Annotated in this window: 21 protein-coding genes; 11 read left to right on the top strand and 10 right to left on the bottom strand. The window is 68.7% G+C overall.

All coding sequences use genetic code 11. The annotated features are described in order from the left end of the window. Positions 1–187 precede the first annotated feature (187 nt). Both B0F77_RS25545 and B0F77_RS25550 read left to right on the top strand, forming a co-directional pair. Positions 188–919, top strand: coding sequence for a DUF7873 family protein (locus B0F77_RS25545; RefSeq protein WP_086665504.1), 732 nt, complete (start codon positions 188–190; stop codon positions 917–919). Between the two features lie 463 nt (positions 920–1,382). Next, entirely contained in the window at positions 1,383–1,724 is a 342-nt protein-coding gene (locus B0F77_RS25550) for a hypothetical protein (protein WP_143466905.1), read from the top strand. Between the two features lie 58 nt (positions 1,725–1,782). Here the strand turns inward: B0F77_RS25550 and B0F77_RS25555 are convergent, their stop codons facing one another. Continuing rightward, entirely contained in the window at positions 1,783–3,225 is a 1,443-nt protein-coding gene (locus B0F77_RS25555) for an MDR family MFS transporter (RefSeq protein WP_086665506.1), read from the bottom strand. Between the two features lie 323 nt (positions 3,226–3,548). On the opposite strand from B0F77_RS25555, the gene B0F77_RS25560 reads away from it, so the two are divergent. After that, positions 3,549–4,667, top strand: coding sequence for a serine hydrolase domain-containing protein (locus B0F77_RS25560; protein ID WP_086665588.1), 1,119 nt, complete (start codon positions 3,549–3,551; stop codon positions 4,665–4,667). Between the two features lie 76 nt (positions 4,668–4,743). After that, positions 4,744–5,439 (top strand): hypothetical protein, encoded by a 696-nt coding sequence (locus B0F77_RS25565; RefSeq protein ID WP_086665507.1) that lies wholly within the window; start codon positions 4,744–4,746, stop codon positions 5,437–5,439. On the opposite strand, the gene B0F77_RS25570 is transcribed toward B0F77_RS25565, so the two are convergent. After that, positions 5,404–5,880 carry a DUF6328 family protein gene (locus B0F77_RS25570; protein ID WP_086665508.1) on the bottom strand — a complete coding sequence of 159 codons (477 nt, stop codon included), beginning with the start codon at positions 5,878–5,880 and terminating at the stop codon, positions 5,404–5,406. The genes B0F77_RS25565 and B0F77_RS25570 overlap by 36 nt on opposite strands. Positions 5,881–5,966: 86 nt before the next feature. Between B0F77_RS25570 and B0F77_RS25575 the strand changes: the two genes are divergently transcribed. Beyond that, positions 5,967–6,512 carry a superoxide dismutase family protein gene (locus B0F77_RS25575; RefSeq protein WP_086665509.1) on the top strand — a complete coding sequence of 182 codons (546 nt, stop codon included), beginning with the start codon at positions 5,967–5,969 and terminating at the stop codon, positions 6,510–6,512. Here B0F77_RS25575 and B0F77_RS25580 read toward each other — a convergent pair. Next, positions 6,509–7,180 (bottom strand): DUF4241 domain-containing protein, encoded by a 672-nt coding sequence (locus tag B0F77_RS25580; protein ID WP_158102823.1) that lies wholly within the window; start codon positions 7,178–7,180, stop codon positions 6,509–6,511. The two genes, B0F77_RS25575 and B0F77_RS25580, sit on opposite strands and share 4 nt — an antisense overlap. Before the next feature lie 121 nt (positions 7,181–7,301). Between B0F77_RS25580 and B0F77_RS25585 the strand changes: the two genes are divergently transcribed. The 6 genes from B0F77_RS25585 to phoU all read left to right on the top strand — a co-directional run bounded on the left by B0F77_RS25585 (position 7,302) and on the right by phoU (position 14,694). Continuing rightward, a complete protein-coding gene (locus B0F77_RS25585; protein WP_086665589.1) occupies positions 7,302–7,805 on the top strand; it encodes a macro domain-containing protein in 504 nt (167 codons plus the stop codon). Between the two features lie 77 nt (positions 7,806–7,882). Next, positions 7,883–9,007, top strand: a complete 1,125-nt coding sequence (gene dusB / locus B0F77_RS25590; protein WP_245848612.1) for a tRNA dihydrouridine synthase DusB — start codon at positions 7,883–7,885, stop codon at positions 9,005–9,007. Continuing rightward, entirely contained in the window at positions 9,000–9,452 is a 453-nt protein-coding gene (locus B0F77_RS25595; RefSeq protein ID WP_086665512.1) for a hypothetical protein, read from the top strand. The genes dusB and B0F77_RS25595 overlap by 8 nt, the downstream gene beginning before the upstream one ends. Before the next feature lie 141 nt (positions 9,453–9,593). Then, positions 9,594–10,442 carry a GGDEF domain-containing protein gene (locus tag B0F77_RS25600; RefSeq protein ID WP_086665590.1) on the top strand — a complete coding sequence of 283 codons (849 nt, stop codon included), beginning with the start codon at positions 9,594–9,596 and terminating at the stop codon, positions 10,440–10,442. A gap of 298 nt (positions 10,443–10,740) precedes the next feature. Further along, a complete protein-coding gene (locus B0F77_RS25605; RefSeq protein ID WP_143466907.1) occupies positions 10,741–13,956 on the top strand; it encodes an LCP family protein in 3,216 nt (1,071 codons plus the stop codon). A 72-nt stretch (positions 13,957–14,028) separates the two neighbouring features. Beyond that, a complete protein-coding gene (gene phoU / locus B0F77_RS25610) occupies positions 14,029–14,694 on the top strand; it encodes a phosphate signaling complex protein PhoU (protein WP_086665514.1) in 666 nt (221 codons plus the stop codon). A gap of 180 nt (positions 14,695–14,874) precedes the next feature. Here the strand turns inward: phoU and B0F77_RS25615 are convergent, their stop codons facing one another. The 7 genes from B0F77_RS25615 to B0F77_RS25645 form a co-directional block, all read right to left on the bottom strand. Then, entirely contained in the window at positions 14,875–16,035 is a 1,161-nt protein-coding gene (locus B0F77_RS25615) for a hypothetical protein (RefSeq protein ID WP_143466908.1), read from the bottom strand. Positions 16,036–16,045: 10 nt separating this feature from the next. Continuing rightward, positions 16,046–16,822, bottom strand: a complete 777-nt coding sequence (gene pstB / locus B0F77_RS25620) for a phosphate ABC transporter ATP-binding protein PstB (protein WP_086665516.1) — start codon at positions 16,820–16,822, stop codon at positions 16,046–16,048. A 7-nt stretch (positions 16,823–16,829) separates the two neighbouring features. After that, positions 16,830–17,744, bottom strand: a complete 915-nt coding sequence (gene pstA, locus B0F77_RS25625) for a phosphate ABC transporter permease PstA (protein ID WP_086665517.1) — start codon at positions 17,742–17,744, stop codon at positions 16,830–16,832. After that, positions 17,741–18,805: a phosphate ABC transporter permease subunit PstC gene (gene pstC / locus B0F77_RS25630; RefSeq protein ID WP_086665518.1), complete on the bottom strand. Its 1,065-nt coding sequence runs from the start codon at positions 18,803–18,805 to the stop codon at positions 17,741–17,743. Before pstC ends, pstA begins: the two co-directional genes overlap by 4 nt. 33 nt (positions 18,806–18,838) lie before the next feature. Beyond that, positions 18,839–19,951, bottom strand: coding sequence for a phosphate ABC transporter substrate-binding protein PstS (gene pstS, locus B0F77_RS25635; RefSeq protein ID WP_086665519.1), 1,113 nt, complete (start codon positions 19,949–19,951; stop codon positions 18,839–18,841). Between the two features lie 200 nt (positions 19,952–20,151). Continuing rightward, complete coding sequence (gene mshD, locus B0F77_RS25640) at positions 20,152–21,027, bottom strand: mycothiol synthase (RefSeq protein ID WP_086665520.1); 876 nt, start codon at positions 21,025–21,027, stop codon at positions 20,152–20,154. Between the two features lie 10 nt (positions 21,028–21,037). Further along, positions 21,038–21,793 carry a response regulator transcription factor gene (locus tag B0F77_RS25645; RefSeq protein WP_245848614.1) on the bottom strand — a complete coding sequence of 252 codons (756 nt, stop codon included), beginning with the start codon at positions 21,791–21,793 and terminating at the stop codon, positions 21,038–21,040. Positions 21,794–21,839 lie beyond the last annotated feature (46 nt).

The raw sequence follows: 21,839 nt of genomic DNA on the forward strand, positions 1-21,839 counted from the left end.
TACAACACCAAGCGAAGGCCATTACTCCTCAGCTTCGGGGGCGAGTCCCTAGCGGCCGACCGAGTTGGTCATTGCACGAACCGCCCCCTCGTTTTCCCGGGGTCACGGCGTTGACCCCGAGCGGAAATCGCGTGCACGCATGGCTTTTCGGTGCGTAGGGTGCCGCGAGACCAAAGGGGGGTGCGGCATGACGAAGCTGAACCAGATCATCGCGGTGGAGAAGAGTGTCAAAGGGGGCACGCTTCGGGACCTCACCGACGCGCATCACGGGTTGCAGAAGCCCGCGTTGTTGGCCGGTATCTCCCGGACGTACCAGCCCAAGGACGAGGACGGCGAGGTGTTGCCGCCGGAGTCCACTCGCGTGCAGGTCAACGCCGAGGACGTGTTGCGGAAGACCGCCGCGGTGATGACTCGGCTCTTCGACGTCACGGCTACCAAGGACTGGGCCAACTGCGTTGCGAAGGCCGATGTCGTGGTTGACGGGCAGGCGTTGCTTCGCGACGTGCCTGTGTCGTACCTGCTCTTCCTCGAGAAGCAGCTGACCGACTTGCACACCTTCGTGAAGAAGCTGCCCTTGCTGGACGCGGCCGAGGACTGGAACTTCGACCAGTCCGCCGACTACTGGCGCACCGAGCAGGTTCGGACCATCCGCACCAAGAAGGTGCCGCGCAACCACGTCAAGGCCGAGGCCACGGAGAAGCACCCGGCGCAGGTCGAGGTGTACTACGAGGACATTCCGGTGGGTTACTGGACCACGGTGAAGTTCTCCGGTGCCCTGCCTGCTCGGCGGGTGAACGAGCTCGTCGACCGGGTGGAGAAGCTGCAGCACGCGGTGAAGTTCGCCCGGGAGGAAGCCAACGGCCTGGAGATCACTGACCAGCGTGTCGGTCAGACGGTCTTCGACTACCTTTTCCGGTAACGCCAACAGACTCCCCCGCTGGAGCGCGGGGGTGCGCTCCCGTTGGGAGCGTGAAAGCTGAAACTGAAACGTCAGCCTGAACCACTCGGTCACAGGTGGGGGTTCGAATCCCTCTCCCGGCACCATCACGCCGGGGTAGCCCAATTGGTAGAGGCAGCCGGGATCAAGCTCAGACTCTCGCTCCAGATTCAGCATTTCCGCCGAACGCCAGATCGCCCGAGAACGGACAAGACTCGCCGAGGTGGGGGTTCGAATCCCTCTGGCCGCTCCAACCATGCGGCCGTAGCTCAACGGAAGAGCGCGGCGACCTAAGGACTGATCCGACTCTTAAACGTCGCTGGTGTGCGCAAATGGGCGGCAAAACGGGGCCCTGGACTGGACATGTCCGGGGCCCCACCCGCGCGAGGTGACGAGGGAACTGCGGTTCCCGGCCCAGCCGGCAACCACGCCTACCATCGGTGCGATGGGGATCAAGGTGCTGGGTTGGTTCACTCCTGTCCGGATCGCGTTGGCTGGAGCCGTGTTCGTCGGGTTGCTGTTGGTGGCCCCGATCTCGTTCCGGGCGCCGGGCGATCACGAGATGACGAACTGCGGCAGCACGCTGACGTTCGACTCGCAGGGCTACGCGAACGCGAGCGAGCGCCACTACTGGGACGACTTCGTGCACAAGTGCATGGTCGGGAGGACCACCCGTCTCGCGCAGGCGCTGGGTGTCCTCGCCGTTACGGGCCTGGTCGTGACATTCGCGTTGACCAGACGGCCGAACCGGCGGGCGACAGTGGGGACCGACGCGCAGCCCTCCTGACAGCACGAAGCCTCCCGTTCGGGGCCTGCGAACGGGAGGCTTGCGCGGCGCGGCGAGGTCAGTGGGCGGGGGTCGTGGTGCTGCTCGTTCGGTTGGGCAGCAGGGCAGCGGCGACGATCGTGGCCACGGCGAGGACGGTGGCCACCACGAAGGCCAGCTTCATGCCGCTCAGCTGCGCCGCCGCGTTGGAAGCACCCTCGGCGACCAGAGAGCCTGCGCGGGCGGACATCACGGTCACGACCAGCGCGGTGCCGAGGGCCGCTGCCACCTGTTGCAGGGTGCCGAGGATCGAGCTGCCGTGCGGGTACAGGTTGGGCGGGAGGGCGCCCATGCCCAGGGTGAAGATGGGGGTGAAGGTGGCGGCCAGGCTCACCATCAGGAGTGCGTGCAGGCCGAGGATCTGCCAGTACGGCATGGTCGTCGAGACCTGGGTGAAGCCGGCCAGGGCCAGCACGATGGCGATGGAACCGGGCAGGACCAGCGGGCGGCTGCCGAAGCGGTCGTACAGCTTGCCGACGACCGGGCCGAGCAGGCCCATGGCCAGGCCGCCGGGCATGAGGAGCAGGCCGGTTTCCAGCGGGGTCAGGCCTCGGAGGTTCTGCAGGTAGAGCGGCAGCAGGATCATCGAGCCCATCATCGCCAGGAACGCGACGCACATGAGGACCAGCGCCAGGGCGAAGGTGCGGTGGCCGAGGGTGCGCAGGTCCATCAGGGGCGCGCCGGTGCGCTGCAGCTTGAGCTGGCGGAACACGAAGATCGCGATGATCGTGGCGCCGGCGGCCACGAAGGCGATGCTCTGGCCCAGGTGGGAGCCCTTCTCGCCGAACAGGCTCAGGCCGTAGACCAGGCCGCCGAAGCCCAGGGTCGCGGCGAGAGCGCTGAACCAGTCGATGGAGCTGACCTGGGGCTCGCCGATGTTGGCCAGCTGGCGCAGGCCGAAGTAGGTCACGGCGCCGGCGATCGGCAGGACGGCGACGAACAGCAGGCGCCAGGAGCCGAGTTGCAGGATCAGGCCGGACACGGCCGGGCCCAGCGCGGGTGCCACGGAGATCGCCAGGGTCACGTTGCCCATCACGCGGCCGCGGTCCTGTTCGGGCACCACGGTCATCAGCGTCGTCATCAGCAGCGGCATCATCACGGCCGTACCCGCGGCCTGCACGATCCGGCCGAGCAGCAGCACCGTGAACGTTGGCGCGGCGGCGGAGATGGCCGTGCCCGCCATGAACACGCCCATCGCGATCGCGTAGCCCTGGCGGGTGGTGACGCGCTGCAGGAACCAGCCGGTCACCGGGATCACGGCGGCCATGGTGAGCATGAACGCGGTGGAGACCCACTGCGCGGCCTGCTCGGTGACCTGCAACGACTCCATCAGGCGCGGGATGGCGTTGATCATGAGCGTTTCGTTGAGGATCACCACGAACGTGGCCAGCACGAGCAGCCGGACCACCAGTGGTGTTCCGCTCGCTTTCTCGGTCGGCCGGTCTTGGATCGCAGCAGGCATGTCAGGCCCTCACTAGGTTGCTGGCACAGTCGTGTCGCGGCCAAGGCCGCCGGTGTCGAGGTGACACAGGTGAGACCGGCAGGTCTGACAGAACTCATCGGTCTACCCGAGTGTTCCTCATCGCCGCGTCGCTCTCACCCGAATTTCGCCTTCGGCGGACCGGGGCCTTGCCCTTCTGCCAATGCGTCGAACGGCGAGAGCGCGGATCGACAACTCAGTCCGGGAGATTTGAGTTCACGGTTGCCATGATCCGGCAGGCCCCACCATCGAAGCTCGGGGAAGCTCCATGGTTCGCGGCGTCCCTGGCCGACAAGCTCATCGGCATGAGAACCGCAGTTGTCACGATCATCGCCGCCGCCGCGGCCGCCATCAGCGCGGTACCGGCTGGTGCGGCCACCCAGGTGCCGCCGCCCAACGACACCGCGCTGCGAGCTGCGATCAGCGGGTTGCCCACCCACGAAACGACCGGGGCGCTGGTCCGGATCACCGGGTCGGCGGGTTCCTGGTCCGGGGTTTCCGGCGTGTCGGACATCCGCACGAACACGCCGGTCAAGGCGAGTGGGCGCGTCCGGATCGGCAGCGTCACCAAGGTCTTCACCGCCGTGATGGTGTTGCAGCTGGCCCAGGAGCGGCGCATCGACCTCAACGAGCCCGTGCAGCGGTACCTGCCGGGCTTGCTGCCGGCCGACTACCCGGCGGTTCCGGTGTACACGCTGCTCGATCACACGTCCGGGTTGCCGTCGGTGGACATCCCCGGCCTGAACGACCCGCGCTGGGTCCTGGAACACCGCTTCGACCACTGGAGCCCGCAGCAGGTGCTCGACACCGCCCTGCGGCATCCGATCGACTTCCAGCCCGGCACCGCCCAGAAGTACACGAACACCTCCTACGTCACGGCCGGCATGCTCGTCGAGAAGGTGACCGGTCGTTCGTACACGCGGAACCTGCGTGAACGGATCACCGGGCCACTCGGGTTGTGCCACACCTACTACCCGGAGGACGACCCCGGCCTGCCCAACCCGGCGGCTCGCGGGTACCTGGACGTGGACGGTGAGCTCGTCGACGCGACCGTGATGAACCAGTCGATCCCCGGTGCGGCCGGCGGGATCATCTCCACCGCTGAGGACCTGGACGGGTTCATCACCGGTCTGTTCGGCGGACGGCTGCTTGGGAACGAGATGGTGACCAGGCTCTTCACCGTTCCGAACGTGCCCACGTTCGGAGGAGGCGGCCCCGCCCTCTACAGCCAGGGTCTGATGAGGATCGTGGTGAACGGCGTCGAGGTGTGGGGGAAGACCGGCAGCCGGCACGGGTACTCAAGCGGCGTCTTCGCCACCCGTGACCTGGAGCGGAAGCTCGTGTACTCGGTCAACCCGACCACGAAGTCGCCGGACGGCCAGCCGCTGATCGTCCAGAAGATCGCCGCCGCGGCCCTGAGCTGACTCGGACCGTGGTCCGAGTCAGCGGACCGGACCACGGGCCGATCCGGCGGGGCGTCGCCGGTGACAGCGTTCAGACATGAGATTTCCTGGGGCATGGGGTGGTGGGGCAGCGCTGGTGCTGGGGCCGGCGCTGCTCCTGGCCGGCACGTTGTTGCGGTCGCCGTTCAACTTCTTCTTCCCGGACCAGTTGCGGGCCGTGGTGGAGCATCCGGCGTTGATGACGGCGGCTTACACGTCGTTTCTGGCGGGAAACGTCGTCATGTGGGCGGCGGTGGCTTTTCTCGCGCAACGGATCGGGGTGACGCGGCCCGCATGGGCTGCCTGGGCCGGGGCGCTGGTGATCGTCGGGCTGTTCGAGCGGACCTTTCACGCCGGGGTGGACCACGCGGCGTTCAGCGCCACCAGGCGCCTGGGGGTCGACGGGGCAACGGAGCTGGTGGCCAAGGGGTACGGCGACCTGCACCTGTTCAGCTTCCTGTCGTTCACGATCATGTTCGGGTGGTTCGTGCTGGCGTTCGCGGCCTATCGGAGTGGCGTGCTCGGGGCCGTCCGTTCGGCAGCGCTGGCTACCATGGGGCTGTTGCCGCTCGGGGTGTTGAAGGGCACCGAGGTGGTGTCGCTCGTGGGGACCGTCGGACTATGCGTCGCGTTGGTGCCGTTGGGGATTCGGGTGCTCGCCGAGCAGTCCCGGCCCACCCGGCGACAGGTGCTGATCACGGTGCCGGCGGCGGTGGGTCTAGGGGCGCTCGCGGTCCTCAGCACCATGGGATGAGATCGACGGCAGGGCGAACCAGAGTCCCGTGAAGACGACGAACGCCACCACGCCGACGATCACCGCAGGCCAGCCGCCCAGGATCACCTCGGCCAGCAGCAGGACGGTGCCGGTCATCGCCAGGGCCAGGAAGGCGAGGCCGACCAGCGCGAAGGTGTTGCCCGACCGGACCACGTCCTCGCGGCGGCCCTGGCGGAACAACATCCGGTGCCAGGCGGCGGGGGCCGTCAGGAAGGCCACGGCGACGGCGGCGCACATGACCGTGATCAGGTGGGTCGCCCGGACATAACCGCTGGTGGAGGCGTACTTGTCGGTGAAGGCGATGGAGAGCAGGAAGCCGAACAGGATCTGCACGCCGGCCTGAGCCACGCGGAGCTCCTGCAGCAGCTCGTTCACGTTGCGGGCGAGTCTGCGTTGGCTCGACTCCTCGGCTTCGCTCACGTCGCACGCATACCCCGTCAGGGCCAGTTGAAACGCCGGGTCTCAAAAATGGCGGAGTAGCCCAGGTACCACTAAGCAATAGACCCATGAAGACGTTTGCAATCGCGGTCGCCACCGCGCTCGTGTTCACCGGGACCGCGCATGCCGAACCGGCAAGAGTGGCCCACACGTCTGCCAAGTTCGAGAGCTTCAGCGACACGGCCGAGGCCATCACCTACGACGCCAAGGTGCCGAACGGCGCGAAGGTGACCGTCGTCGGCGTACCGACCTTCAATGGTGGAACAACTGTTTTGCTGATGCTGAAAGGATTGCTGCCGGATCGCGCGTACGGGGCGCACGTGCACGTGAAGAAATGCGGTGCGGCGCCGGCGGACGCGGGGCCGCACTTCCAGAACGTGGTGGACCCGGTGCAGCCGTCGGTCGACCCGGCGTATGCCAACCCGGACAACGAGATCTGGCTCGACGTGCACACCGACGCCCACGGGTTCGCCCTCACCAAGTCCACTGTGGACTGGCAGTTCACCGAACGGCACGCGCAGTCCGTGGTGCTCCACAACGAACACACGCACACCAAGCCCGGCGAGGCGGGTACGGCCGGACCCCGCCTCGCGTGTGTGAACGTGCAGTTCTAAAAACGGTTGATGACAAAGAAGTCCGTGACGAACGCGACCGGGTCGCCCGCTGTGTTGCGGCCGACCCAGGTCGGGTAGATCCCGTCACCCCATCCGGTCGAGAACGCCACGACGTTCAGGCCGGACTCGAAGTCCGTGACGTTGGCGGGACCGCGGCCGCCACCGACCTTGCCGAGCGCGTCGATGAGGTCGCAGTTGCCCACCTCGTCGTCGCTGGCCAGCCGGTCGACCGCCGGAGCGGCGGCGAGGTCGAAGAACGCGCCGGTGCTCGACTTCACCTCGTAGCCGAACTCCTCGTGCATCGGCACGAGCTCGCCGGGCCGCACCGCCGGGGTCCACGAGTACGCGGGCTCGTCCCGGACCGTCACCTTGGCCGCGGCGACGCGATAGCCCTGGCGGAGATCCGGGAACCCGTCGCCGTCGACCCACGAGACGAGGGAGACCGACACCGGGTACGTGCCGGGCTCGACCACGTCCGTGAACGCCTCGGCGTCATCCGGCCACACCACGAACGGGTCTGCCGCCACGAGTCTGCCGGTCGGCAGGGCGAGCTCGCCCACCTGCTGCACAGCGACGACCTGCTGCTCACCACCGCCGGTCGGCTTGCCGACGGGCCCGTCGACGAAGAACCGCTCGAACCCGGACCTGATCAGTTGAACCGCCCCCACGCTTAGGCACCTCCAAGGGCATGTTGGCAGAAGGCCCTGACACCCGATCGGGGCACCGGGGTCTGTTCGCGCTGCGTGAAGTCCGCCCGAACGGAACCGCGCAGGTGACAGGCTGCGAGGCATGGGGACGATCGAAGTGGTGCTGGGCGACATAACCGCCGAACGGGTGGAAGCGATCGTCACGGCCGCGAACGAGTCGTTGCTCGGTGGCGGCGGCGTGGACGGCGCGATCCACCGCGCGGCCGGGCCGAGGCTCGCCGAAGCCGGAGCGAAACTGGCGCCGTGCGAACCGGGGAAGGCGGTCGCGACGCCCGCGTTCGACCTCGCGCCGGTGCGGTACGTGATCCACGCGGTGGGACCGGTCTGGGAGGGCGGTGACCAGGGCGAGGACGAGATGCTCACGAACTGCTACCTGAACTCGCTTCAACTGGCCGCGGAACTCCACGTCGAGAGCATCGCCTTTCCCGCCGTCGCGACCGGGATCTACGGCTTTCCCACCGAGCGGGCGGCACAGGTGGCGACGAAGGCAGTGCGATCGTTGCCGATCATCGACCGGATCCGGCTGGTGGCGTTCGACGAGGAGACCTGCCGGGCGCTCACCGCCGGACTGGCTGAACCGGCGTGACGAACGTCGCAGCCAGGACCTGGTAGCGGCCGCGCTCGGCGAAGATCGCGGCTGGTCAGTGCCGTAACCTGAAGGGCGTGTCCGTTCCCGCCACCCTCAAGATCGGCCCGTTCGCCGTCGACCCGCCCGTCGTGCTCGCCCCCATGGCCGGCATCACCAACGTGGCGTTCCGGCAGCTGTGCCGTCGGTACGGGGCCGGGCTCTACGTGTGCGAGATGATCACGGCGCGGGCGCTCGTCGAGCGTGACCCGATGACCATGCACATGATCACGTTCGACGAGGGTGAGAACCCGCGGTCGATGCAGCTCTACGGCGTCGACCCGAAGAACGTCGGCGAGGCCACGAAGATGATCGTGGACGAGAACCTCGCCGACCACATGGACATGAACTTCGGCTGCCCGGTGCCCAAGGTGACGCGCAAGGGTGGCGGGGCGGCGTTGCCGTACAAGCGGGAGCTGTTCCGGCAGATCGTGCGGGCCGCCGTCCGGAACGCCGGAGACATGCCGGTCACCGTGAAGTTCCGCATCGGCATCGACGACGACCACCTGACGTACCTCGACGCGGGACGTATCGCGGCAGACGAGGGCGCACAGGCCGTGGCGCTGCACGCGCGCACGGCGTCGCAGCGGTACTCCGGCAAGGCCGACTGGACTGCCATCGCCCGGCTCAAGGAGGCCGTGACGAGCATTCCGGTGCTGGGCAACGGCGACATCTTCAGTGCCCAGGACGCGCTCGACATGGTGGCTCGGACCGGTTGCGACGGCGTGGTCGTCGGACGTGGCTGTCTCGGCCGGCCTTGGTTGTTCCGCGACCTGCAGGCGGCGTTCCGCGGCGAGCCGGTTCCCCAGGGGCCGACGCTGGGCGAGGTCGCCGAGGTCCTGCGCACGCACGCTGAGCTGCTCGCGGCGCACGACGGTGAGGACAAGGGCCTGCGCGACCTGCGCAAGCACATGGCCTGGTACTGGCACGGTTTCCCGGTGGGCGGCGACACGCGCCGGGCGTTCGCGATGGTGTCGAGCCTGCAGCAGCTGGACGACCTCATCGGCACTCTCGACAAGAGCGTTCCCTTCCCCGAGCACGCCGAGGGCCCGCGTGGCCGGCAGGGGTCGGCGGCGAAGGTAGTGCTGCCGGAGGGCTGGCTGGACGACCCCGAGGACGCGACGGTTCCGACCGGTGCGGACGTGATGCACTCCGGTGGCTGAACGCGTCGCGGTCCTCCTCGCCTCGCTCACGCTCCTCGCGGGCTGCGCCGGTCCGGTGACGGGCACGGCACGACCGGTCCAGCTCAGCGACGGCGACAAAGCGAAGTTCAAGGCGTTCTACGAGAGCCTCAACAAGGCGGGCGACGAGGGTGCCCCGCAGCAGCAGAAGCTGTTGAAGGACACCCAGCACCCGGACTTCCGGCAGAAGACCTGCGATCTTCGCGGAGCCACCATCAAGGTGGAACCGACCTGGTCGACGCTTCGGACGGACGCCGACTGGGCACCCCCCGGCGAGAAGGCTCATCCGCGCGGGGACGTCTACGTCGTCGCGGTCACCGTCACGTTGCGGCAGGAGGACACGGTGATGGGCAGCCAGATCGGATCGCTGCACGTCGTGCTCCTCGACGACGAGGTGTACGGGTTCGCGCCCTGCCTCGGTGGCTGAGCGGGTTGTTGATCATTCAAGCTCACTGGATCGGAGCAGTTGACGGTCAACCGGACGGGGGAAATCACCCCTCGACGTGTCCTTATTGCTCAAGCGTCGCCTCTGAGGGGACGACACCTGGCAGGTAAGGAGGTGACCGCGATGACCGCGCTGCGACCCGAGATCGCAGAGACCCAGCAGGCCGACGCCAGCGTCGACAGGCAGGGTCCCGGGCTGGTCGGCCTGCACGAGTCCATCGCGACGTTGCTCGCCTCCCGCGGCCAGTGGCGCCAGGCCTACCAGCACCTGCGTTCCGCTCTCGACCTCGTCCACGCCGACCAGGACGAGGAACCGCACGTTCCGGAACAGCTGCGCCGCGAGGTCGACCGGCTGCGCCGGGAGCACGCCGAGGCCCGCGAGCAGAGTCTGCGCGACAGCCTCACCGACTCCTACAACCGCCGCTACCTCGACCAACGGCTGATGGACCTGCTGACCGAGCACGGCGCGTGCCGGCACGGGCTCGCCATCGCGTTGATCGACCTCGACTGGTTCAAGCAGGTCAACGACAACTTCGGCCACCTGCTGGGCGACCGCGTGCTGCAACGCGTGGTGGAGCTGCTGCAGCAAGGTCTGCCCGAAGGCGCCTTCTGCGCCCGCTACGGCGGTGAGGAGTTCGTCCTCGTGCTGCCGCGGGTGGACGCCGCGACAGCCGTGGAGATCGCCGAGGCGGCCCGCGAACGTGTCGAGCGTCACGATTGGCAGGAGATCGCGCCGGGGTTGCGCGTGACGGTCAGCGCGGGCCTCGCCTACGAGCCGCCTGCGGACGAGGCTCCGCAACGCCCGGCGGTCGGCGCCGAGCAGCAACTGCTGCGGGCCGACAGCCTCCTGTACACCGCCAAGCAGTCTGGACGGAACGCGGTGGCGTACCGTGCGGACGGACGGGTCCGCCTCGCAGGCGCGGCGTCAGGTCGCCGTGCCATCACTGAGACACGTGTTCTCGGTTACTACTGAGTGAGCTGGCTCACCCGTTCAGGGCAAGCGGACTGCGCGTAATCGCGTACAGGTCAAACCCGTATCACCCGGAGTGGTCGTCAGAAGTCGGCTACATCCGTAGTATCGCGGGCGCAACTGACACGCCGGTGATGCAACCCTTGTGTCCCGGTCGTCGTCACTTCGTAATGACGAACCGCTATTTGAGCTTCTGACCCAGAAGGGAGATTGGGTGCCCGACGACCCCCGACGTGGCGGCCCCTCTTCCCGTGGTGATCAGGATCCCCAGGACCAGCCGACCGGCCGTAGACGTCGCTCGATGGAAGGCTCTGGGGGCCTGAGCGTCTCGGACCTCATCGAGCAGCACAGCAGGACGAACATCCCCCGACCCGTCCCGCCAGGCTCGCCCGACGTGCCCACGACTGGCAGGCGTGCCCTGCCCGATCCCCCCGCGACCGGCAGGCGCGCACTTCCCGACCCGCCGGCCCCACAGCAACCGCAGGCACAGCCTCAGCAACCGCGGCAGCAGCCGCCCGTCGCCCACCGGCCTGGTGAGCAGACGGGTACGCGCCCGCGGCCGCCGATGGCCGACCCGCAGAACTTCACCGGTGACCAGACGGGCAGGCGCCGCAGGCCGGACGCCCCCGTCGAACAGACCGGTACGCGGCCCAGGCCTGCCCAGAACCCGGTCCAGAACCCCGGGCAGACCGGCGCCTACCAGGTGCCCGGCGAGCAGACCGGACCGCGCCCGCGACCGGACGCGACCGGGATGCAGCGCCGCCCGGCGCCCGCGGACCCGAACGCGACCGGTGCCCGGCGACGTCCCGCACCCGGCGAGATGGGCCCCAACGGGACTCCTCGCCGGCCCGCGCCCGTCGACCCGCCGTCGTCCAACGGCCTGCTTCGGCCGCCGGCGCCCGAAGCGCCGCCGCGCAGGCCAGAAGCACCGTCGTCGAACGGCATCCCGCGCCCACCGGCACCCGACGGCACGGCCAACGGCATGCCACGCCCCCCGGCGCCCGGCGATGCCACGTCGAACGGCATGCCCAGGCCAACCGGCGATCCGCGCCGGATGCCCCCTGGTGACGTACCGCCGTCGAACGGCGTCCCGCGCCGTCCCGCGCCCGAGGCGAACGGCATGCCCAGCGGCACCATCCGCCGCCCGGCACCCGACGTGAACGGCGCACCGCCGCGCAGGCTCGCTCCCGGCGACGCACCGTCGTCCAACGGCATCCCGCGCCCACCGGCACCGGACACCGCCAACGGCCTGCCGCGTCCTCCCGCACCCGGCGACATGCCGGCCAACGGGATCGGACGCGCGCTGACACCAGGCGACGTCACCTCCAACGGCATGCCCAGGCCGCCGGCGCCCGACAAGGCCAACGGGATCGCACGGCCACCGGCACCCGACACGACGGCCAACGGCATGCCGCGTCCCCCCGCACCCGGAGGGACGCCGGAGCCCGGCGCACCCCGCCGCCTGCTCGCGGGTGAAGCGCCATCGCCGAACACCGTCGCGCGCCCTCCCGCCCCCGGCGAGGGGCCGGACGCGGCCGGCCGTCGTCCCATGCCGTCGCGCGCGGAGTCCAGCGGACCCCGTCCGATGCCTCGTCCTGCCGCGGCAGGAGGTGGCGCGGCCATCTCCAACCGGCTCGGCGTCACGCCGGACGCACCGGCCGAGGAGCCCAAGGCCGACGCGCCCGGTCCCGAAGCCACCCAGATCGCCTCGGCGGCCGGGGTGGCCAAGGTCGAGAAGCGCGAAGACATGGACCAGATGTGCCTCACCACCGAGATGGAGGCCATCGGCGACGACGTGAAGAAGCGCCGCGAGGTGGACCACACCCTCGCGCGGTTCTCCGCGGTGCACGACGAACTGCTCGAGCAGGAGCGCCAGCGCAAGGAGCGGCGCGCCAAGCTCATGCCGTGGGTCAAGGACGAGGACGAGAACGAGGAGGCGACCCAGTTCGCCGACCCGGTCGTCCTCGGCGAGGCCGAAGAGGACGGCGAGAAGAAGCCCGTCGGCCGCACACCGCAGCAGCGCAAGTTGATGCGCGGCGCCAAGGTCACGGCGATCGCCGCCGCGGCCGCGGTGTTCGCGTCGACCGGTTTCGCCTGGGCCGCAACGCTGTGGACCGACTCCAAGTTCCAGAAGATCGAGGCGCTGGGCGGCAACTCCCAGGCCGTGCAGCAGGCGGAGAAGCAGCTCGGTGACGAGAACTTCCTGCTCGTCGGCTCGGACACGAGGGCGGGCGCGAAGGCCGGGGACAACGTCGGCACGCAGGCCCAGGAGGGCGGCGCGCGGTCGGACGTGATCATGCTCGCGCACATCCCCGCGGACCGGAAGCGCATGGTCATCGTCTCCCTGCCGCGGGACGTGCGGGTCGACCGGCCTGCCTGCCGCAGCTGGAACCCGGACACCGGGCAGTACGCCGGGCCTCTCGCACCCGAGACGCAGGTCATGGCGAACTCCATCTACAACGATGGTGGTCCCGAGTGCGTCGCGAACATGATGACCCAGCTGTCCGGCCTCAAGATCAACCACTTCGTGAGCATCGACTTCGTCGGCTTCCGCGAGATGTCGACGGCGATCGGCGGCGTGCAGATCTGCTCGCCCACGGCGATCGTGGACGACGAGCTCGGCGTCATCCTCGACAAGCCGGGCAAGTACACGCTCAAGGGCGACCAGGCGCTGCAGTACGTGCGCGCACGCAAGGTCCAGGCCAAGGGCGACGGCCGCACGGACTTCGACCGGATCAAGCGGCAGCAGGGCTTCCTGTCGGCGATGCTGCGCCAGGCGCTGTCCAACGAGGTGTTGCTGAGCCCGTCGAAGCTCAACAACTTCATCAGCGCGCTCACGAAGTCCACGGCCGGCGACAACATCGACGTGACGTCGCTGCTGGAGCTCGCGAACTCGTTGCAGAGCCTCGACGCGGGCCGCGTCTCGTTCGTGACGATGCCGCACTGGACCGACGACAACAAGTTGAAGAACGTCCCGGACGACGACGTTCAGCGACTGAAGGACGACGACGTCAGGGCGCTGTTCCAGACGATCATCGACGGAACGCCGCTGCCGCAGGAGAAGCCGGCCGAGCAGAAGCCCGGTGAGCAGGCGAACACCCCGGTCCAGCCGGGCACGCTGGTCGACCCGAAGGACGTCAACGTCCAGGTGCTGAACGGTGACCCGACGAACGGCGGCGCGGTCGCCAGGACGTCGAACGAGCTGCAGCAGCACGGTTTCAAGGTCGTCCGGCGGGACAACGCGCCGAACTCGGCCAAGACCACCATCACGTACGCGAAGGGCAACGAGAACAAGGCCGCGACCCTCAAGGCCGCAGTGCCCGGTGCGGAGATGGTGGAGGGGTCGGCGGACCTGGGCGGGGCGATCGTGTTGACGATCGGCGCGAACTTCGACGAGAAGATCCAGGCACCGAAGCCTGGTGGCACCCCGCAGGGCAACAACAACCAGAGCCAGACGCAAACAGGCACTGATCTGTCCATTGTGAACGCGGCACAGGACCCCTGCGCGGCGAAGTGATTCGCCTGGGGTTCATCTCCGGTTCATCCTGGCATGTCGCTGCCGCGATGGTCGGGACGTAGGCTGAGCGCCATGCGCGAGGCCTACCACGACCAGCTAGAAGAGCTCGCCGGCCGACTTGCCGACATGACCGGCATGGTCGCCGAGGCGATGCAGAACGCGACCACCGCCCTGCTGCAGGCCGACCTCGGCCTCGCGGAGCAGGTCATCAGCGGTGACCAGAAGGTCGACGACGTCCGCTCCAGCATCGAGGAGCAGTCGTACGCGCTGCTCGCGTTGCAGGCACCGGTCGCGACCGACCTGCGCACCGTGCTCGCGGTGATCCACGCCGCCGAGAGCGTCGAGCGGATGGGCGACCTGGCGCTGCACGTGGCCAAGGCCGCGCGGCGCCGGCACCCGGCGTCGGCGGTGCCCGAGGACGTCCAGCCGTACTTCGCCGAGATGGGCCAGATCGCGGTCAAGCTCGCCCGCGAGGCCGCGGAGATCATCCGCAACAAGGACGTCGACCGCGCGCGCAACCTCGAGGACGAGGACGACGCGATGGACGACATCCACCGCCACCTGTTCTCGGTGATCATGGACAAGGACTGGCAGCACGGCGTCGCCACCGCGGTGGACACGACGCTGCTCGGCCGCTTCTACGAACGCTACGGCGACCACGCTGTGTCGGTCGCCAAGCGCACGGTCTTCGTCGTCACCGGCCGGATGCCCGGCTACGGTGGCGACGAGAACCTCTGAGCGCGGCGCTCCGCCTTCTAGTGGTGTGGCTCGGAACGTTGCCGGGGGAATTCGCGGTCAGACGGGTGCATCGTGGTGCCGCCCCCGCGCCTTCATACTGGATGTATGGGGGCGCGGGGGCGGTGCCGCGAGGCGCCCTGCTGAGCGTGGATTACCTCGCCAACGTTCCGGGACGCGCCACTAGCGAAACTGCCCATCGCGTTCTGCCGCGAGCTCCGGATCGGCGTAGGCCTCGGAGAACTCGGCGAGCACGGTGGGCAGTTCCTCGTCCCACGCCGCCCGTGCCTCGTCGCGCGGCAGGTCCCTGGCGTCGACGGTGAAGTACGCCCACGCGCGCACGATCTCGGGCAGCAGAGCCAGATCCGCGTCCGACACGTGCACCTTCGCGGCCACGTTGAGGATCAGCACGGCCGTGAGCGACGCCGGTCCGTACACCACGGGGTCGCGATTCTGTTCCACCGCCGCACCAACGACGATCTGAGCGAACGCCCGCGCGGCCTCGACGTCGGCGATTCCGTGCGGTGAAGCCAGGAACGCCTCAACGACCTCGTCCGTCCTTTCCGGACCGATGACGGGGATCTCGTACTCGGTGGGCACCAGGACGCTCACGCGCGCATCGGCGAGCGCGATCAGCTGGACGGGGTGGCGCACGTCCTCGTCGCCCATCAGGCCCTCTTCGGCCTCCTCGTCCGGGCCGTCCTCCCAGAACTGCACGACGTCCGGCCGCACCCGGTCGTAGACGCCGGTGGCGCTCAGCGGCGTGATCTCGTCCCGGAACGCGTCCGGCGTGGAGGCGATCATGTCCTCCAGCAACGCCTTGGTGCCCTCGTCCGGCGTGGCGAACAGCTCGATGGCGGTGGCTCCGAGCACCGGCTGCCGCATGAACAGCACGGTCTCCCCGACACCGGCGCGCTCCTGGGTGAACGCGACGACCTCCACGTCTCCCAGCAGGTTCGTGACGAGGTAGGCGTCGCGGAAGTCCGGGACAGTACCCGCGACGTACCAGGACGGCTCGGCGATGCCCTTGGCGGCAAGGGTTTCCGCGGCCTCGGCGGCACTGGCCCTGACGTCCGGGGCGCCCACGCCGGACAGCGCGCGCAACGCGGTGAGCGCCGCCGGGTCGTCCATCGCGGCGAGGGCTTCGATCAACGGCGCGTGGCCGGATCCGGCAAGCCAGAGGGTGGCGTACAGCTCGCTCGCCCAGGCGTCCGCGAGCAACCACGACTCCGAACGCAGCGCGGCCGCCGACTCGAGCAACGCCCCGTACGGGGAGTTGTTCTCGGGCCGGCGGCCGGGTGCCTTGCCTTGCTTCTTCTTGCGGGGCTTGCTTTGCGGGCTCACCCGCAGCAATTTAGCCGAACCGGCCGGAGATGTAGTCCTCGGTCGCCTTCTGGCCGGGGTTGGAGAAGATCTTCTCCGTGTCGTCCACCTCGATCAGCTGTCCGGGCTGACCGACACCGAGCAGGTTGAAGAACGCGGTCTGGTCCGACACACGGGCGGCCTGCTGCATGTTGTGAGTCACGATGACGATCGTGAACTCCTTCTTCAGCTCCGTGATCAGGTCCTCGATCGCCAGCGTGGAGATCGGGTCCAGAGCCGAGCAGGGCTCGTCCATCAGCAGGACGTCCGGCTGCACCGCGATGGCACGCGCGATGCACAGACGCTGCTGCTGACCACCGGAGAGGCCGCCGCCTGGCTTGTCGAGGCGGTCCTTGACCTCGTTCCAGAGGTTGGCGCCGCGCAGCGAGCGCTCGGCGACCTCGTCGAGCTCCTTCTTGTTCTTCACGCCCGCGAGCTTCAGGCCGGCCACCACGTTGTCGCGAATGGACATCGTGGGGAACGGGTTCGGCCGCTGGAACACCATGCCGATGGTGCGCCGCACCTCGACCGGGTCCACAGTGGACGCGTAGATGTCCTCGCCGTCGAGCAGCACCTTGCCCTCGACGCGCGCGCCGGGCGCGACCTCGTGCATGCGGTTGAGCGACCGCAGCACGGTCGACTTGCCGCAACCGGAGGGGCCGATGAACGCGGTCACGTTCTTCGGCGGCACCGCGAGCGAGACGTTCTCCACGGCGTGGAACTTGCCGTAGAAGAGGTTCAGGTCCTTGATGTCGAGTCGCTTGGCCATGTCCCGCTCACTTCGTCTTCGGCGCCAGCGCCCGCGAGATCACGGTCGCCAGGAGGTTGAACAGGGTGATGAGCACGACGAGCGTGATCGCCGCACCCCAGATGCGCTCAAAACCGGCCTGCGTCGGGTTGTTGCGCTCGTTCACCATCATCAACGGCAGCGACGCCATCGGGCCGTCGAACAGGTTGTAGTTGATGAACGGCGCGTACGCGGCGAGCACCAGGACCGGCGCCGTCTCGCCCATGACGCGGGCGAGGGCCAGCATGATGCCGGTCAGGATGCCGGACAGCGCGGTCGGGATGACGATCTTGGCGATCGTCTTCCACTTGGGGATGCCGAGCGCGTAGGACGCCTCGCGCAGCTCGTCCGGGACGATCTTGAGCATTTCCTCGGTCGTCCGCACGATGACCGGCACCATCAGCAGCACCAGCGCGAGCGACACGGCGAGCGCGCTGCGGCCGAGACCGAAGTACGTGATCCAGACCGTGTAGACGAACAGCGCCGCGACGATCGACGGGACACCGGTGAGGATGTCGACCATGAACGTCGTCGCCTTCGCCAGCCGCGAGCGGCCGCCGTACTCGACGAGGTAGATGGCGACCATGATGCCGATCGGCACCGAGATCACGGCGCAGACGAGGCCCTGGACCAGGGTGCCGTAGATCGCGTGGTACGCGCCGCCACCCTGCTGGCGGGCCAGCAGGCCCGACATCGACTTCTGCCACCAGTCACCGTCGAGGATGACCGGGAAACCGCGCTGCAGCACCGTGTAGAGCACCCACACGAGCGGGATGATCGCGATCAGGAAGGCGCCCCACACCAGGCAGGTGGCGAGGCCGTTCCTGATCCGGCGGGAGAGGCTGACCGCCTGGAACGTCGGCGGCGTCGCGAGGCGCGTGGGGTCCGCGAGATTGGTGCTCACTCGTACTCCTTGTGGCCGGCGACGATCGAGCGCGCCATGGCGTTCACGACGAAGGTCAGCACGAACAGCACCAGACCGGCGGCGATGTAGGCACCTGCCGAGCGCGGGTCGTTGAACTCGGGTGCGGCCAGCGCGATCTTCGAGGCGAACGTCGAACCGCCGTCGAACAGCGACCAGCCGAACGAGCTGGTCGCGGTGCTCAGGATGACCGCGACGGCGATCGTCTCGCCGAGCGCGCGGCCGAGACCGAGCATCGAGGCGGAGACGTAACCGGCCTTGCCGAACGGCAGCACGGTCGTGCGGACGACCTCCCACTTGGTCGCACCGAGCGCGATGGCGCCCTCGATGTGCATGGTGGGGGTGCGTTCGAAGACCTCGCGGCTGACGGCCGTGATGATCGGCAGGATCATCACGGCGACGACGATGCCCGCGGTGAAGATGGTGCCGCCGAGCTGCACGTTCACGTTGCCCTTGGCGAAGAGCGGGATCCAGCCGAGGTTCTCGATCAGCCACTCGGAGAACGGGAACAGCACCGGCCCCAGCACGAACAGGCCCCACAGACCGAAGACGATCGAGGGCACCGCGGCGAGCAGGTCGATGACGTAGGCGAACGGCCGCGCGAGGTTGCGCGGCGCGTACTGGGTGAGGAACAACGCGATGCCCAGCGCGATCGGCATCGCGATCAACAGGGCCAGCAGCGCGACGACGACCGTGACGAGCGTCAGGTCGAGGATGCCGAACCGCAGGTTGGCCGCGTCGGTGGTGTTCCACTCGCGGCTGGTCAGGAAGTTGACGTTGTCCAGTCCGAGCGACGGGATGGCCTGCAGGATCAGGAACAGGCCGATCGCGCCGATGAGGACCACGATGAAGACACCGGACCCCGTCGCCAGGCCGCGGAAGATGCGGTCACCGGGCCGGACGTGAGGTGCCTTAGCGGTTTCTGGAGCTTCCGGTGTCGGGGGAATCGGAGCCTCCGAGGCGGTGTGAGCAGCCGCAACGCCCCGCTCCGCGCCGGGTTCACCGGAGCGGGCGGGGCGCTTGGCCACGACGGGATCGTTCATCGCGTCTGCGTCAGCCGAAGTTTCGCATCAACCTCAGGCGATCGCCTTCACAGCGGTCAGGATCTTGTCCTGGAACGCCTTGGGCAGCGGCACGTAGCCGGCCTCGGCGAGCTGGTCCTGACCAGAGGTGGCGGCAACCGTGAGGAACGCCTTGACGGCCTTGGCGGTGTCGGCGTCGTAGCCCTTCGAGCACACGATCTCGTAGGTCGCGAGCAGCAGCGGGTACGCACCGGCGGCCTTGGTGCCGTAGATCGAGTCGAGGTCGAGGACCAGGTTGTTGCCCTCACCCTTGACCTTCGCACCGTCGATGGCCTTGCCGGCCGACTCGGCGGTCAGCTCGACGGCGCCGGCACCAGCGTCGATCTTGGCGATCGAGAGCTTGTTGTCCTGCGCGAACGACCACTCGACGTAGGTGATCGCACCGTCGATGGAGCCGACGGCCTGCGCGACACCGGCGGACTTCTCCTTGCCCTCGCCGACGCCACCCTTGAACTGCTTGCCGTCACCCTTGGTCCAGCCACCGGCGACCTTCAGGTACTTCTGGAAGTTGTCGGTGGTGCCCGACTCGTCCGAGCGGTAGATGACCGCGATGTCCTTGTCCGGCAGGGTCGCGGAGCCGTTCAGCGCCTTGATGGCCGGGTCGTTCCACTTCTTGACCGCACCGGAGAAGATCGCGGCGGTGGTCTTGGCGTCCAGCACGAGGCTGTCCACACCGGAGACCTTGTAGCCGATGGCGACCGGGCCGAACACCAGCGGGAGGTTCCACGCCGGGTTGGTCTGGCAGCGCTTGGTGGCGGCTTCGGTCTCGGCGCCGTCCTTGAGCGCGGAGTCCGAACCACCGAAGTCGACCTGGCCGGCGTTGAAGTTCTTCACGCCCGCGCCGGAGCCGGAGGGGTTGTACGCGAGATCAACGCCGGGGCAGGCCTTCTGGTACGCCTGCACGAACGCGTCGATCGCGTTCTTCTGGGCGGAGGAGCCTTCAGCGTTCAGCTTGGTCTTGCCACCACACTCGACAGGCACAGAGGCAGCGTTCGAGGTGGTGTTGCCACCCGCGGCGCCCGTGTTGTTGTCGGAGCCACACGCACTGAGCAGAAGCGCGCCGGCCGCGACGAGGCCGAGCACGGCGCCGTGCCGCTGGATCTTCACCTTGGTCCTCCACCTTGCGGAAGCGATTCAAGCGGTTCGCGACGGACGTCGCCGCTCGCTACGGAAGGTAGGTAGCCAGGGTGGACAGACCGCCTAGACAGGGTGAACGGCAGGTGAACACCGAACGGGAAGTGACGGGTCACGCGGCCGAAAGAGTGACGGCGTGACCAGCGCGTATGCGTTTTGTGACGGTCCGTTGACTACCGGGCGTACTGGACGTCGGCGTCCCAGAGGGTGAATCCGAGCTTCGTGTACACGCGGACCGCGGCGACGTTGTCCGACTCGACGTAGAGCATGACTTCCTTGACACCCTGTTCGCGCAGGTGACGCAGGCCGGCGACGGTCAGGGCCCTGCCCAGCCCGCCGCCCTGACTGCTCGGGTCGACGCCCACGACGTACACCTCGCCCAGGTCGGGCGTGTGCACCTTCGTCCAGTGGAAGCCCGCCAGCTTCTCGTCGGCGTCGAACGCGAGCAGGAAGCCCTCAGGATCGAACCAGTCCTCGTCCTCCTTGGCCCGGACGTCCTCGATCGACATCGAGCCCTGCTCGGGGTGCCAGTCGAACGCGCGGTGGTTCACGTAGACGACCGCGGCCTCGTCCTTGCCGGGCACGAACGGCCTGATGGTGATGCCCTCTGGCAGCTTGGCCTCTGGGAGGTCGCTCTCGACGCGCAACCGCATCCGCAGCAGTTCGCGGACCTTGCGGAAGCCGAGCTTCGCGGCGAGCTTCTCCGCGTCCGGGTGGCCGCCGTGCGCCCAGATCCGCAGGGATTCCTGCGGCAGCGCGGTGACCAGCGCCTCGCCGACGCCCTGGTGGCGGTACTTCGGGTGCACGGCGAACTCGGCGACCTGGTGGCCGCCGGAGTCGCCGATCAGATCCACGTGCGCGTACCCGGCGAGTTCGCCGTCCAGGCGCGCGAGGAGGTGCCTGCTACCGGTGGCGCCGGGGCGCATCCGCAGTCGCACGGCCTCGCCGACCGGGGCCACGCCGTCGGTGCTCTCCGCGGCCGCCAGCAGCTGCCCCGCCTCGGCGGCCAGGTCGGTCGTCAGATCGTCGTACCAGCTCAGTTGCGCCACACAGGCGAACCTACCGCGCGATCAGATGGTCATCCAGGACACGGACCGAGTCGTCCACCTCAGTGACCTCCGCCGGGCGGCGCGAGGAACCCGGACGCGGGGGGCGGACGAACTTGTAGCCGACGTTGCGCACGGTGCCGATCAACGCCTCGTGCTCGGGGCCGAGCTTGGCGCGCAGCCGTCGCACGTGGACGTCGACCGTCCGGGTGCCGCCGAAGAAGTCGTAGCCCCAGACCTCCTGCAGCAGCTGGGCGCGGGTGAACACCCGGCCGGCGTGCTGCGCGAGGTACTTGAGCAGCTCGAACTCCTTGTAGGTGAGGTCGAGCGGGCGGCCCTTGAGGCGCGCGGTGTAGGTGGCCTCGTCGATCACGAGGTCGCCGAGCTGCAGGGCACCGTCGCCACCGGGCTGCGTGGCGCCGCGGCGCGAGCGGACCAGCCGCAGGCGGGCGTCGACCTCGGCGGGGCCGGAGTTCGGCAGCAGGATCTCGTCGACCGACCAGTCGGAGTTGACGGCGACCAGACTGCCCTCGGTGACCACGGCCACCACGGGCACGTCCACGCCGGACGAGTCGAGCAGGCGGCACAGCGAGCGGGCGCCCACGAGATCCGTGCGGGCGTCGACCAGCACGATGTCGTGCGGGCCTGCCTCGAGCAGTGCGGAGACCTCGGGACGCAGCGGACGCACGGCGTGCGGCAGCAGAGCCAATGCGGGAAGCACAGCTTCCGGGTCAGGGTCTGTCGTCAGCAGAAGCACGTCGATGCTCATCGCGGCGCCCTCCAAATCGGCCGTGGTCAGGTCACCTCGACCAGAC

The sequence above is a fragment of the Lentzea kentuckyensis genome (genome assembly GCF_002150765.1).
Lineage (GTDB): Bacteria > Actinomycetota > Actinomycetes > Mycobacteriales > Pseudonocardiaceae > Lentzea > Lentzea kentuckyensis.

Excerpts from the sequence above, each read along its gene's own strand:
- B0F77_RS25560 (WP_086665588.1), top strand. The coding sequence starts at position 3,549 with ATGAGAACCGCAGTTGTCACGATCATCGCCGCCGCCGCGGCCGCCATC.
- B0F77_RS25600 (WP_086665590.1), top strand. The coding sequence starts at position 9,594 with ATGACCGCGCTGCGACCCGAGATCGCAGAGACCCAGCAGGCCGACGCC.
- B0F77_RS25645 (WP_245848614.1), bottom strand. The coding sequence starts at position 21,793 with ATGAGCATCGACGTGCTTCTGCTGACGACAGACCCTGACCCGGAAGCT.
- phoU (WP_086665514.1), top strand. The coding sequence starts at position 14,029 with ATGCGCGAGGCCTACCACGACCAGCTAGAAGAGCTCGCCGGCCGACTT.
- B0F77_RS25585 (WP_086665589.1), top strand. The coding sequence starts at position 7,302 with ATGGGGACGATCGAAGTGGTGCTGGGCGACATAACCGCCGAACGGGTG.
- B0F77_RS25565 (WP_086665507.1), top strand. The coding sequence starts at position 4,744 with ATGAGATTTCCTGGGGCATGGGGTGGTGGGGCAGCGCTGGTGCTGGGG.
- pstB (WP_086665516.1), bottom strand. The coding sequence starts at position 16,822 with ATGGCCAAGCGACTCGACATCAAGGACCTGAACCTCTTCTACGGCAAG.
- B0F77_RS25575 (WP_086665509.1), top strand. The coding sequence starts at position 5,967 with ATGAAGACGTTTGCAATCGCGGTCGCCACCGCGCTCGTGTTCACCGGG.
- pstC (WP_086665518.1), bottom strand. The coding sequence starts at position 18,805 with ATGAACGATCCCGTCGTGGCCAAGCGCCCCGCCCGCTCCGGTGAACCC.
- B0F77_RS25605 (WP_143466907.1), top strand. The coding sequence starts at position 10,741 with ATGGAAGGCTCTGGGGGCCTGAGCGTCTCGGACCTCATCGAGCAGCAC.
- B0F77_RS25550 (WP_143466905.1), top strand. The coding sequence starts at position 1,383 with ATGGGGATCAAGGTGCTGGGTTGGTTCACTCCTGTCCGGATCGCGTTG.
- B0F77_RS25555 (WP_086665506.1), bottom strand. The coding sequence starts at position 3,225 with ATGCCTGCTGCGATCCAAGACCGGCCGACCGAGAAAGCGAGCGGAACA.
- B0F77_RS25545 (WP_086665504.1), top strand. The coding sequence starts at position 188 with ATGACGAAGCTGAACCAGATCATCGCGGTGGAGAAGAGTGTCAAAGGG.